This window comes from Nocardia sp. NPDC006982, assembly GCF_042869435.1.
Classification (GTDB): Bacteria; Actinomycetota; Actinomycetes; order Mycobacteriales; family Mycobacteriaceae; genus Nocardia.
Genome location: NZ_JBIAFV010000003.1, coordinates 227,543 through 239,278 on the forward strand (window position 1 = coordinate 227,543; position 11,736 = coordinate 239,278).

General features: G+C 64.2%; 15 protein-coding genes. 5 read left to right on the forward strand and 10 right to left on the reverse strand.

The genetic code is table 11. The features are described from left to right. Positions 1-87: 87 nt before the first annotated feature. From ACFYOW_RS14385 to ACFYOW_RS14395, 3 genes are all read right to left on the reverse strand, one after another. The gene (locus tag ACFYOW_RS14385) at positions 88-513 is read right to left on the reverse strand and encodes a hypothetical protein (protein ID WP_387287922.1); all 426 of its coding nucleotides are present in this window, start codon (positions 511-513) and stop codon (positions 88-90) included. Positions 514-595: 82 nt separating this feature from the next. Then, positions 596-1,153, reverse strand: coding sequence for a hypothetical protein (locus ACFYOW_RS14390; protein ID WP_387287924.1), 558 nt, complete (start codon positions 1,151-1,153; stop codon positions 596-598). Between the two features lie 37 nt (positions 1,154-1,190). Further along, positions 1,191-1,760, reverse strand: a complete 570-nt coding sequence (locus ACFYOW_RS14395) for a TetR/AcrR family transcriptional regulator (RefSeq protein ID WP_387287926.1) — start codon at positions 1,758-1,760, stop codon at positions 1,191-1,193. 76 nt (positions 1,761-1,836) lie between these two features. On the opposite strand from ACFYOW_RS14395, the gene ACFYOW_RS14400 reads away from it, so the two are divergent. Continuing rightward, positions 1,837-2,724 (forward strand): oxidoreductase, encoded by an 888-nt coding sequence (locus ACFYOW_RS14400; protein WP_387287927.1) that lies wholly within the window; start codon positions 1,837-1,839, stop codon positions 2,722-2,724. A gap of 43 nt (positions 2,725-2,767) precedes the next feature. On the opposite strand, the gene ACFYOW_RS14405 is transcribed toward ACFYOW_RS14400, so the two are convergent. From ACFYOW_RS14405 to ACFYOW_RS14415, 3 genes are all read right to left on the reverse strand, one after another. After that, on the reverse strand, positions 2,768-3,196 hold the full coding sequence (locus ACFYOW_RS14405; RefSeq protein ID WP_387287929.1) for a DUF6636 domain-containing protein: 429 nt from the start codon (positions 3,194-3,196) through the stop codon (positions 2,768-2,770). A gap of 146 nt (positions 3,197-3,342) precedes the next feature. Further along, the gene (locus tag ACFYOW_RS14410) at positions 3,343-4,134 is read right to left on the reverse strand and encodes an alpha/beta fold hydrolase (protein ID WP_387287930.1); all 792 of its coding nucleotides are present in this window, start codon (positions 4,132-4,134) and stop codon (positions 3,343-3,345) included. 318 nt (positions 4,135-4,452) lie between these two features. Further along, positions 4,453-6,180, reverse strand: a complete 1,728-nt coding sequence (locus tag ACFYOW_RS14415; protein ID WP_387287932.1) for a DUF3556 domain-containing protein — start codon at positions 6,178-6,180, stop codon at positions 4,453-4,455. A gap of 185 nt (positions 6,181-6,365) precedes the next feature. Between ACFYOW_RS14415 and ACFYOW_RS14420 the strand changes: the two genes are divergently transcribed. Further along, positions 6,366-6,800, forward strand: coding sequence for a heme-binding protein (locus ACFYOW_RS14420; RefSeq protein ID WP_387287934.1), 435 nt, complete (start codon positions 6,366-6,368; stop codon positions 6,798-6,800). A 172-nt stretch (positions 6,801-6,972) separates the two neighbouring features. Here the strand turns inward: ACFYOW_RS14420 and ACFYOW_RS14425 are convergent, their stop codons facing one another. Both ACFYOW_RS14425 and ACFYOW_RS14430 read right to left on the reverse strand, forming a co-directional pair. After that, the gene (locus ACFYOW_RS14425; protein ID WP_387287936.1) at positions 6,973-7,272 is read right to left on the reverse strand and encodes a hypothetical protein; all 300 of its coding nucleotides are present in this window, start codon (positions 7,270-7,272) and stop codon (positions 6,973-6,975) included. A 1-nt stretch (position 7,273) separates the two neighbouring features. Next, the gene (locus ACFYOW_RS14430) at positions 7,274-7,477 is read right to left on the reverse strand and encodes a hypothetical protein (RefSeq protein ID WP_387287938.1); all 204 of its coding nucleotides are present in this window, start codon (positions 7,475-7,477) and stop codon (positions 7,274-7,276) included. Between the two features lie 188 nt (positions 7,478-7,665). On the opposite strand from ACFYOW_RS14430, the gene ACFYOW_RS14435 reads away from it, so the two are divergent. Then, entirely contained in the window at positions 7,666-8,907 is a 1,242-nt protein-coding gene (locus ACFYOW_RS14435) for a hypothetical protein (protein ID WP_387287940.1), read from the forward strand. Here ACFYOW_RS14435 and ACFYOW_RS14440 read toward each other — a convergent pair. Continuing rightward, entirely contained in the window at positions 8,904-9,611 is a 708-nt protein-coding gene (locus ACFYOW_RS14440; protein WP_387287942.1) for a 2'-5' RNA ligase family protein, read from the reverse strand. The two genes, ACFYOW_RS14435 and ACFYOW_RS14440, sit on opposite strands and share 4 nt — an antisense overlap. Before the next feature lie 6 nt (positions 9,612-9,617). After that, the gene (locus ACFYOW_RS14445; protein WP_387287944.1) at positions 9,618-10,409 is read right to left on the reverse strand and encodes a transporter substrate-binding domain-containing protein; all 792 of its coding nucleotides are present in this window, start codon (positions 10,407-10,409) and stop codon (positions 9,618-9,620) included. Positions 10,410-10,519: 110 nt separating this feature from the next. Here ACFYOW_RS14445 and ACFYOW_RS14450 point away from each other — a divergent pair, with 110 nt between their 5' ends. Beyond that, positions 10,520-10,801, forward strand: coding sequence for a YggT family protein (locus ACFYOW_RS14450; RefSeq protein ID WP_327097804.1), 282 nt, complete (start codon positions 10,520-10,522; stop codon positions 10,799-10,801). Between the two features lie 3 nt (positions 10,802-10,804). Then, positions 10,805-11,563, forward strand: a complete 759-nt coding sequence (locus ACFYOW_RS14455; RefSeq protein ID WP_387287946.1) for an alpha/beta hydrolase family protein — start codon at positions 10,805-10,807, stop codon at positions 11,561-11,563. Positions 11,564-11,736: the final 173 nt, after the last annotated feature.

The window sequence follows — 11,736 nt, forward strand, 5'->3', positions numbered from 1 at the left end:
TTGTGTGCCGCAATTGATTGCGGCACAAGGCATTCGACGCGCCGGGCACCCCTTGACACCACGGGGTGCCCGGCGGACGATCGGCGACTAGAAGAATTGCGCGGCAGCGAATCCCGTCAGCAGGACGCAGAATCCACCGATTTCGCCGACGATCAGCGCGACCAGCACCCAGCGCATGGCGGGCGGCGGGTTGTGCATCTGGTTGTCGGTGTCGCGGCGGATGCCGTGGTTGATGTAGTTGGCGATGGTGATGGCGAACATCAGGACCAGCACGGTTGCGGCAGTCGCGTTGACCGCGGTGGGCCAGCCGGATAATTCGACGAAGATCGCGATCATCGCGGTCGCGAACGAATAGAGCAGGGCCGAGCGGTGGGCGATATCGACGTACGGGTGCGCCCGTCCATCGGGTGCGCCGACCATCGCTATCCATTTCCACACCCCGAGGCCGAGGGCCGCCAGGAAGAGCAGGCCGGCGGCCAGCAATACCAGTGCGGTCAGCGTGCCGATGATCATGCCCGGACACCTTTCACCGACGTTGTCATGTCAAGCGTCGAGTATGTCTGGACGAGCGACCATCTGCCACCGGTGGCAACGATCATGAACTCCCGGTGAGGGATTCGAGTTCATTGCGCAACTCCGCGACCTCGGTGGCCAGCTCGTCGCGCAACTGTTCGCGTTCCCGGAGGCCGGCGCGCAGGTTGTCCACCGTGTCGTTCATCGCCGCCAATTTCCGGTCGGCGCCGGTCAGCCGCCACTCGACGACCGCGCGACGGTCGATCTCCGTGCTGGCGTACATCACCCAGCCCACAACGTAATCCAGCCACTCCGGCTGTTTGGGCATGCACTGATCCGCATCCCACCCGCGCCGCGCCGACGGCTTCGACGACAGCACCCGATCTGCGCTCGGTCCCGTCAGCTGCACGAGGTCGAACTTTCCGGCACTCGTCACCACCGCGGTGAGCCGGAAGCGCCCGGCGAGGTGCATCCGCAACTCCGCAGCACCCCGGCCATCGGTATCCATCGCACCGAGCCACGGCCCCTCCGCCGCATCGATGATCGACCCGAGCACCCCAAGTTGCCCGGCACTTCGACGCCCTCGCGTCACCCGCTCGCGGAGGTCATCGGGCGTTGCGGTCATCTGATCCCAGTGCATGGCGCCTCCCTGTCTCGCGTTCCGACAATCGACAGTTTCACCGCTCGGTGGCGGGTGTGAGGGCGCGGCGCGCCAGGGTCAGCCATCGGAGTTGTCCGGCTCGGGATACGGCGTCGTCGGGCGCGGTGGTCAGCAGCAGAATCACATCGTCGACGGTGATATCCGGATACACCGAACCGTCGCGGTGCGCGGCGGCGACAAGTTGTTCCACCGCGGCGCGGCCACGCTGCTGGATTTCGTGCAGTGCATCCTCGGCCAGTCTGGTGACCGCGAACCTGAGCAGTCGTTCCTGGCGCATATCGATCACGACGGCCCGCAGCAACGCGACGATCTCGTCGATCGCCGAACCGGTGCCGTCGGCGACCCGGGCCAGTGCCGCGTCCAGCGATCGGCCGATCACAGCCGCCAAGTCGGCGACGATGGCGTCGATGAGGTCCTTTTTGGCCGGGAAGTGCCGGTAGAGCGTCCCGACCGCAACACCCGCCGCCGCGGCGATCTCGTCCATGCCGATGCCGGGGCCACGGTCGATCACGAGGTCGCGGGCGGCCGTGCGAATTGCTTCCCGATTGCGCAGCGCATCGGCGCGCCGGGTGGGACGTTCGGTCATCGTTCTCCTTGCCCAGAACATGAACTACTGGTTCACTTTAATGGTGAACGCATCGTTCATGTTAGGAGGAACGCTGATGAGCAGATGGACCGACGCCGAAATTCCCGACCAGAGCGGACGCATCGCCGTGGTCACCGGGGCCAACACCGGACTCGGCTACGAGACGGCCCGGATGCTGGCCGAACACGGTGCCGTCGTCGTCCTGGCCTGCCGCAACACCGACAAGGCCAACGACGCGGCAGATCGGATCCGCACATTGGTACCCGAGGCCACTATCGACGTCACCGAACTCGACTTGGGTGCGTTGAAGTCGGTCCGTGACGCGGGCGCGGCGATCCGCGATCGCTACGACCGCATCGACCTCTTGATCAATAATGCCGGAGTGACCGGCTTGACCGGCACCACGGCGGATGGCTTCGAAATCCAATGGGGCATAAATCATCTCGGCCACTTCGCGTTGACCGGACTGCTGCTCGACCGGATCGCAGCGGCACCGGCCGGACGTATCGTCACGGTCAGCAGCATCGGTCATCGGTTCGGCCGCATCGACGCCGACGACCCGGCCGCGCCGACCGGAAATGCCTATGCCAAATCAAAACTCGCCAATCTGCTGTTCACCTATGAACTCGACCGCCGCCTCACCGATACGCATGCGATAGCCGTGGCCGCGCATCCCGGTGGCTCGAACACCGAGATCTTCCGCTACTCCCCCGCGGGCTTCCGGTTGCCGAATCTCGCCATCGCCCGCCTGCTTGGCCGAACTCCCGCCATGGGTGCGCTGCCTACCCTCCGCGCCGCCACCGACCCGGATGTCAAAGGCGGCGAATATTACGGCCCCTCAGGGCTATTCGAGATTCAGGGCTATCCCGTGCGGGTCGAATCCAGCGCACGGTCGCGCGATGTCCGGCGGCAGCGGCGGCTGTGGGAAGTGTCCGAGGAATTGACCGGTGTCAGCTTCGGATAAGGAACGGGACCGGGTGCCGCGATCCAGTCCCGTCACCACCCGATCAGCCCAGCTGATAGTCCTCGCGCGCGAGCGAGAACCAATGGCCGGTGCGGGTATTCGCGCACTTCATTTCGGACGTCCGGCTCTCGCAGATCACTTCGCCGGACCGGAAAGACTGACCGTAGTCGAGGATCGGCAGACTGCTGTCCCGAATCGTGTCACCGTGGCAGGTGAACCGCGCCGGATCCCCCTGGAACAGCACGATGCGGTCGCCGTACGCCTGATAGCAGTTGCTCGGCTCGACCGGCGTCGCATACGAATGGTCGCCGATCTCGCAGACCGCACCCTTATCGGCAACCACACAGGTCATGTTTCCGGACGGCGACCGAAACCCGTTCGACAGATCGGGCTGCTGCGCCCCCGCCACCCCGAAGGCCAACATCGACCCGGACACCGCCGCCAATGCCGCAATACCCACCCGATTCATCATCCGAACTACCCCCAATTCAGGATCCGTTGCGGCAGGCCACGCCCGCCGATCGACACCGGATCACACAGAGAAGTTCGCGGATCGGCCGAGAAGCGTATCGGTGCCACATGCCACCAGTTCCGCTGGCAGCGGACAACTAGCCCAGCTCAGCTGGTGCCGGAACCCCCGGTCTGACCAGGGGTCGCGCCGGTGCAGGTCAGGATCGTGCGCAAGACCAGCTCGGGGTCGTCGATCATCGGAACGTGCCCGACGCCCGGGAGCACCTCGAAGGTGACACCCGGCAGGCGCTGCCGGGCGATCGCGCCATTGATCGCCACCGGAAAGATGTGGTCGGCCTGCGACCAGGCCACAGTGATCGGACAAGGCAATCGCTCGAAATCCGCGATCGCATCTCGGGTGTTCAGTAGATCATCGGTGACCGTACAGCCGAGCAGATCGGCGACGATGCCCGCGGCCGCCGATGATTCGAGGCGATCGCCGTGTTCGGCGATGACCCGCAAGGCTAAGCGCCGCACCAGCGATGACCGCAGCGTCAGCGGTGCGAGCGGCCGGGTCAGCCGCGCGAAGGTAACGTTGCGCGCGATGGTCGCGGAGGAGTCCGCGTGCCCGGTGCCGCCCGCATCCCAGAATCCGGCCGGTGAAAGCGCACAGACCGTGCGTGCACGACCCCGGCGCGCCAACTCGATGGCAGTCCACCCGCCGAGCGAGTTTCCGACCAGATGTGCCCTCGCCCAACCTTTTTCGTCGAGCAGCCGTTCGACCTCGTCGACAAAGTCGGCAATCCGCGCGGGCCGCCGCGACACCGCCGCTCCACCCCGATGCCCCAGCGCGGTCGGCGCGAGTACCTGGTACCGGGCAGACAGCTGCGGAATCAACGGGTCCCACACCCGCGCCGACATCGTCACACCGTGCAACAACACAAGCGGCTCACCGCTCATCGGGCGCGTCCCGCATTGACGTTCATGGCCTGTCTCCTAGTCGATGTCGCCTCGGTACAGGTCTACATCAACGGGCCTGCGCGCGCCGAACGGCCGTGCGGAATCGCGGATTACATACGATAGCTCCTGGGAGGGTTGCGACGAGCGTTTGTTCCTTCCCTTGGGGCACTCCGTGTTTCAAGTTTGTGGGAGGGACGTGTGGGCATGCTGGGACTGCGCAGGACGAGTTCATCGCCGCCACTCGTGTCGAACTGGGTAACGGGAGTGCGCTCGTTCAATGAGCTCGAGTGACGGTCCGCAGGCGCTGCGACCATCCGATCATTCGCGGTTGGTGTGGGTGACGTGGACGGGGACGTCGTCGGCCCAGGGTTGACGGGTCACCATGTCGGCGACATTTACTGTGCCGCGCTCGAATTCGCCGGTGGCGGCGTCGACCAGGCGATAGGACTGGGTTTGTTTGTGGATGGGCTGGGCGTCCAGGATGACTACGCGGACTTCACCGGGTTCGAAATGGCAGCGCTCTTGCATGGCGGTGATGAGTTGTTCGTTATGCATGTGGCCGTCGCCGAAATTCCAGCCGAGGGCGGTGCTGCAGATGCGTTCGCCGTCGGTGAGGGTGTATTCGTCCTCGTGGCCGGATGGCATGGCTCGATGCACGAGGGTGAACAGGGCGCGGCCGTGGGTGTTCATGGCGCGGAAGGCATATCCCATGTACATCGGGATCTGGGCGCGGTCTTTGCCGTAGAACCGTTCCAGCTGGGCCTGTGGCATGCTGGCGATCGCGACGATGCCGCGCCCGATCTTTTCGGCGGCGGAGGGTTTGATGCACCACATTGTGGTGTCCCAGTTACCGGCGTAGTAGCGCATGCCCGGTAGGAACGAAATCTGATGCGGGAAAAGGTTTCCGGCGATCACGATGCCCGCGATGACCAGGAACAGCAGCACCACCGGCGCCGGGTGGTGCAGATCGGCGAGCCCGAGATCGGCGTGCGCGACGAATAATGCGAGCACACCGAAGATCATGAAGACGTTCCATTCCAGCGGGACACCCATCGGGATGGCGGTCAGGATCGCCAGATGGAAACACACCATCACGAATGCGGCGACCGCCGTCAGCCAGCCACCGTGGGAGAAGAACAGCACCAGCGGAATGCACATCTCGACGGCTGTACCGCCGTGAGCGAAGATGCGGGACAAGCGACCCGGCCGCAGGTCGCCGGGAAAGTCCTCGAAGAACTTGCGCTTCAGCGACTTTCGCCGGAACACGGGACTGTTGGACATCATCGTGGAAACCACGAACGGAAAGTGTTTGTTCAGCTTCGATGTCGCCGCACCCATCCAGATCACGACAAAGACCAGCTTCGCGGCGACGATCATATCGGCGGCGAAAAGGAAGGTGACGGCGAGCGTCGCATAGACCTCGCCGCGCGCCGCCAGGAATATCACCTTGTCGCGCAACCCGATCAACGCAAGCAGGCCGAGGATCACAGCGATCTGCCACACGGGAAGCAGTCCGACCGTCGTATCCAACTCCGGCACCGCTCCGGTTCCATCGGACAGCAAGGCGACAACGGTCATGACCAATAGCGCTGCGTACAGCCCGATATCCACCAGCGAACGGCTGTTCCCCTTGGTCAGCGGTACAACGCCCGGCCATGGCGGCAGCCGAATGGTCTTGGGCCGCAACCAATACAGAATCGACCCCATCGGCGGAAAGAACCTGTTGTTCAACGGACCGAACCCGCACCCGAGCCCGACCACCTCGAACAGCAGCGTGTACAGCACAACCTTTTCGAAGACGATCGGCTCCGACCACCACGCATCGGCATTCGCGAATCCATCGATCCCCTTGGTGGCCAACGCGATCAGCCAGCCACCGAGAATATAAAGACAGACCTTGCCGACATAGAACAAATGCAGCGCGACCGGCGTCCCGAATCCCACCTCGGCCCAGTGCCGCGCCATCGGCCGGATCCGCTCACTGCGGGTGCCCTTGCTCCACTCCGCCATATCGACCACAGGCAGGTCGGGTTCGAGAAACCCCATCAAGCACTCTCCGATTCGCCGACACCGGAGCACCAAGCCGAGTCACGGACCCCGATGTGCTCCGATACGTTGACAGCTCGACCATTTGCTGTCAATAACGGGTCCCGACGAACGAGATGATGGGCGTGGAGGGTTGGCGGGGTAGCTGCTTTGACGGCCGAGGCTATCGTCGTTAGTTTTGTGTCGTGTCTGGTACTCCGCGCTTTCCCGGGCTGAAGTCGGCCGATGCGGATTGGTTGGTGCAAACCGCGCTTGCGGTCGGTGCGGAGCGAGGGTTCCCGCCGCTGGCGGTGGCAGTTGTCGACCTTGCGGGTGAGGTGATCGCGCTGCGGCGAGGCGACGGCGGTATGCCCATGACCAGCCGAATCGCGGTGGCCAAGGCGCGCACCGCGCTGCTTGCACTGCGCCCCTCCGGCCAGATCGAACTGCCCGGCGGGATCGTAGACAGCATCCAGCACCTCTACGGCGGCGACTTCGTCCCATGGGCAGGCGGTGTTCTGATCACCGACGGTGACTTGATCCTCGGCGCCGCAGGCGCATCCGGAGCCCACGCTCTCGAAGACGAAGCAGCTGTGCAAACAGCGGTGCAGCGGTGGCAGGATAACCGTTCCGCTGAATAGGTGGGCGCCCGCGGCTCACACTCGGGTGTCAGCCGAGACAAACGGATGTCCAATTAGTTCTTCCTGAATTACGTTGCAGGGCAATAGATCCCCCTGCTGCACACTTACGTCCGCGTGTCGTCGGATGCGGTTGGCCTGGATTGCCGGACAACATTCGGGCGTGGGCAAGCGCTCACGAAGTCTTGTCGCTCCTCGGCAGGTCCTCCGTGTTGGTCAGTGCTGCCCAGTAGTCATCGCGAAGCGCGTCCCACAGGTCGGCATGCTTGGGAAGTAACTCGCGAGCGGTAACCAGATCGGGATACGGATCGAACACGATCGTTCCGGCTTGCGCTTCCGGAAGTGGCGTCTGTGCGGGCAGGCGATACGCAGTGAACGATTCAAAGGTGAATTGCGCGCGCAGGATGCGCGGAGCGCGTTCCACCAATTGCCACACTGCGGTCTTGCGGCCGTCCTGGGTTCGCGTGGTACGCAACCTATCTCGACGCATCATTCTCCCTCGTAGTTGGTGCGCCCGATGCCGGGGGACGCCACACCCCGGCACCGGGACGACTGAAGGGCTGGTCCGCCCATTCGCGGACCGCACATGCGAACCGTCCGATCACATCGGCCGGGACGCCGGTGTAGCTTGCCAGCGGTCCGACGAACGGATAGCGTTGCGGCAGTTTCGAATTGGTCATGGTTCCGCCCGTCGTGGTGTGGCCGCAACACCCGGTGTCGGGATGCATACAAACCATCGCTCCGGCTCCCGGGAGATTGAAGCCACACGACCGCTACGGAACCTCTACGCTGCGAGTACGGACCGACGATTACGGGTGGGCGAATCGCGATGATCGTGACCAGATGGACAGGGGTCGAGGTTAAAGCCATGCGGCTGGCGGCCCTGCGTATGACGCAAAAGGAGTTCGCCGAGAAAATCGGGTGCACCGAAGCGGTCATACGAAAATGGGAAAGCAGGGGTGCGACCATAACTCTGGCCGGAGAGTATGCGGCAGCGATGGATACGCTCCTGGGGCGCCTAGATGGACACCAGCGTGAGCGGTTCGAGGCGAGCATGCCGGATTTCCCCGGCAAGCCGACGGCTCCCCCAACCCCGCTTCAATCAGTCGACGCCGACGGCTTCGACACCGGCCTCGAGATTGCCGCACGAATACAGCGACTCGGAGACCTCCACGCCGATGACGACATAGCTGCGGTTTTGGCGCTCACCGTCGATGATCTGGTCGACCGTTACGAGTTCGAAGGCCCGCGTGTTCTCGCGCCGGAGGCGGTCGCGGCGCGCCGACGAGTTGACGAGTTGCTGCAGCAGCGGCGCCACCCGGCGCAGATCGCGCACCTCTACCGGCTTGCGGGACGGTTGTCCGGCATCCTCGGGTATATGGCGGTCAACCGAGGGATGTTCGGCCGCGCCAAGATGTATTGCCGAGAGGCATCTGCCATCGCGACACGTACGGAGGACCGCGATCTGCAAGCTTGGGTGCTCGGCACCGAGAGCTTCTGCGCCTATTACCAAGGACGCTTCATGGACTCGGTTGTGCTTGCACGCGAAGGGATCCGACTGTCGGGCCAGAGTCCTCAATCAATTCGTCTGTACTCGAATGGTCTTGCCCGTGCGCTCGGCAAGCTGGGTGACGCGACTGGAGTCGCGGAGGCGATCGACCGCGCGACCGACATAGCGACCCGGCACAAAACCGGGCTGGGGCTGACACCAGCCCTGACGTTTGCCCCATACGGCGAGGCTCGACTCATGGCCAACGCGGCGACTGCCTATCTGTCGGCTGGTGACTACGAGCAGGCGTTGCAGTTCGGTCAATATGTCGAAGATCGCGTCGACGAATCCGACTCGGTCTGGAGTCGGTCACTGGTCCGTCTGGATCTTGCGACCGCGCTCATTCAGCGACAGTCTGTAGATGTCGAGCAGGCTGCGCAGCTGGGGATGGAGGCGCTGGCTGCATCGAACGACCGGCCGATTCGGTCGGTATGGCAGCGTGCTCACGAATTGGGCGACGTAATCGGGGCGCTATCGACTTCGGCGTCGAGGGACTACTTGGAAGCTCTGCACGCTTGGTCTTCGTCTGCGCGATACTTCGCCGCGCCGGAGGGTAGCTAGCGGGCGAACGGGATGATCGCGTGGTCGCGCCAGACGTACTGTCTGCCATCACGTCGCAGTTCCACAAGGTGCACATCATCGACCCGAACCTTCACCGGTGCGAGGTCCCGCAACTGTTCGACGGCGTCGACGAGACCGTTGGCCGCCTGTTGTTCGTTGATGTAGGCGATTCCGAGATGTGGTCGGAATTCTGATGTTTCAGTCAATTGACTGCTCGGACGAACCGCGGCGGTGCATTCCCTGAGTGACCGGTGGAGCTCGAGCAAAGGATCCCATGGTGCAACCGAAAACCTGATGGCACTGCGAGATCCGGCGAGAGGCCCCACGCTCAGGTCGAATGAGTTGACCCCAGCAAGCCGCTGACGAGCGAGTTCGGTCAATCGCGTGAGCTCGGTATCGGATACCTGATCGGTGTTGCCGATGCTCAGCACGGTGACGTGCAAGCTGTCCAGGGGCACGTGGTCGAGGGTGTCGGTTCCGAGTTGAACCTGGCACTTCGAGGCCAGATCGGCCAGTGTCGGATCACTGAACGTCAGGTACCAGTAGAAGCCGGATCGGCCAGGTACCCACCCTTTCAACGTCCAGTGGTCATGGAGTTCGGCCAGCTGACGGAACGCCGACCAGTCGTTGCTTCGGATGACGCCGGGCTCTGACGTCGACGTCGGACGCAACGGGGGAAACGGGAGTTTCGATGTGCCGGTCACGGCCTCTCAGCCGATCCAATCGGCAAGCAGCTGATTGCTTCTGCCGGTGCGGATTTCGGATTCGAGCCAGGTGTTGACGACGGTGTTGAAGAGGGTGTCGCCCTTGGGCAGGAGGTAGGCCTTGGGGGCGGAGTCGAAGGGGGTGTCGGGGTGTAGGACCTGGAGGGTGGGGTGGGTGCGCTGGCGGTAGCGGCCCTCGACCGAGTCGGTGACGAAGACGTCGGCGTTGTGTTGTTCGAGCTGGTCGTAGATGGTGAGGTTATCGGGCCAGATGGTGAGTTGGGCTTCGGGGAAATTGGTGCGGGCGAAGGCTTCGTTGGTGCCGCCGCGGTTGACGATTACGCGGACCTCGGGGCGGTTGATCTGGTCGACGGTGGCGTAGTCGGCGGCGTCGGTACGGCGGACGACGGGGGTCTTGCCGTCGATGGAGGTGGGGATGGAGAAATCAGCGACGACGCGGCGGGCGGGGGTGTCGGAGATGCCGCCGACGGCGATATCGCAGCGTGCAAGGAAGTCGTCGGTCAGGGTGGACCAGGTGGTCGGAATCCATTGCGGGACAACATGCAAAGTGGCGGCGAGGTCGGTAGCGAGAGTGATGTCGACGCCGCGGTAGGTGCCGTCGTCTTCGCGCAGGGTGTAAGGCGGGTAGTCGCCGGTGGTGCAGACGCGCAGCACACCCGACTGCTGCACGGTGATCAAGTGCGATGCCTCCTGGGCGGTCGCGACCGGCCCGGTGGCGAGCAGCCAGGTCATGGTCGACAGGACGGCCAGCGGCAGATATCGGAGCGGTCGGCGCATCGGGACAGGCTAACCGACCTGATAGTCGGCTGAGAACCCGACGAACGGGACACTTCCCAGCCGGTGCCGACCGTTGATACTGATATTGGCCACCCACGAAGGAGTGCGACATGACCCTTATCGGCACCTTGCTCGGGTTAGCCCTGACGGTATTCATCCTGCTGCTACTCGCCCGGCTGGTACTCGATTGGGTAGGCGTGCTCGCCGACGGCAGGCACCCCCAGTGGGTGAACCGCGCTCGCGACCTGAGCCATTCCGCGACCGAACCGGTGATCGCCCCGGTGCGCCGGTACCTGCAGCCGGTACGGCTGGGCGGACTCTCCATCGATCTGGCGTTCACCGTGGTCTTCATCGTCGCATTGGTCCTGCGTCAGATCTTCTTCAGCCTGTAGGCGATGGAACCCATCGCCTACGGCCCGCACCGCGACCAAGTGGCCGACCTACACCTGCCCACCACGGACGGTCCGGCACCGCTCATCGTGGTGCTGCACGGCGGATTCTGGCGCGCGCGGTTCGACCGCGAGCATGCCCGGCCGGAGGCGCAGGCGCTGGCCGCCTTGGGTTATGCGGTTGCGAACCTCGAGTATCGCCGGGTCGGTGACGGCGGCGGTTGGCCGACAACCTTCGACGATGTCGCGCGGGCACTCGATGTTCTGCCCGGATTGATCGAAGATGCACGGCCGGGCCGCATCGACCACAAGCGCGTCCTCTACATCGGACATTCCGCAGGCGGGCATCTGGCGTTGTGGGCGGCACTACGGCATCGGCTGCCGAACGAAAGTGCTTGGCGCACTGCGGTTGCGCCGCGAGTGGCCGGTGTCGTGGCCTTGGCACCCGCAGCGAATCTGGTCGATGCCTATCACCGCGGCAATGGTCAGGGCGCGGTCGCCGAATTGCTCGGCGGCGGACCCCAAGAATTTCCCGAGCGCTACGCCGCCATCGACCCATCGGCACTCGGCACCGCCGACATCCCCATCGTTGTCGTACACGGCGATCGGGACGAACGCCTGCCGATCGAAATGGCGCGCGAGTACTGCGCGAAATCCGGCGCCGAACTCGTCGAACTGCCCGGCATCGGACATTTCGAACTCATCGATCCCGATTCCACCGCATGGCCTTTCGTCGTGCAGGCTCTGCATCGGTGCCTCCCCTGACCCGGTGCGCCGATAAGCGTGCCTGGGTAGTGCGCGGACGCGTCGCGCGGTAGAGGTCAGATCCTGCGGGCCACACCGTAAGCACCGGATTCCTCGGGCGCGGTACCGCCCATATTCTCGATCGCCCCCCACACCGGCGAAATCGCCGCCATCGTCTACCGGACGTCCCCACC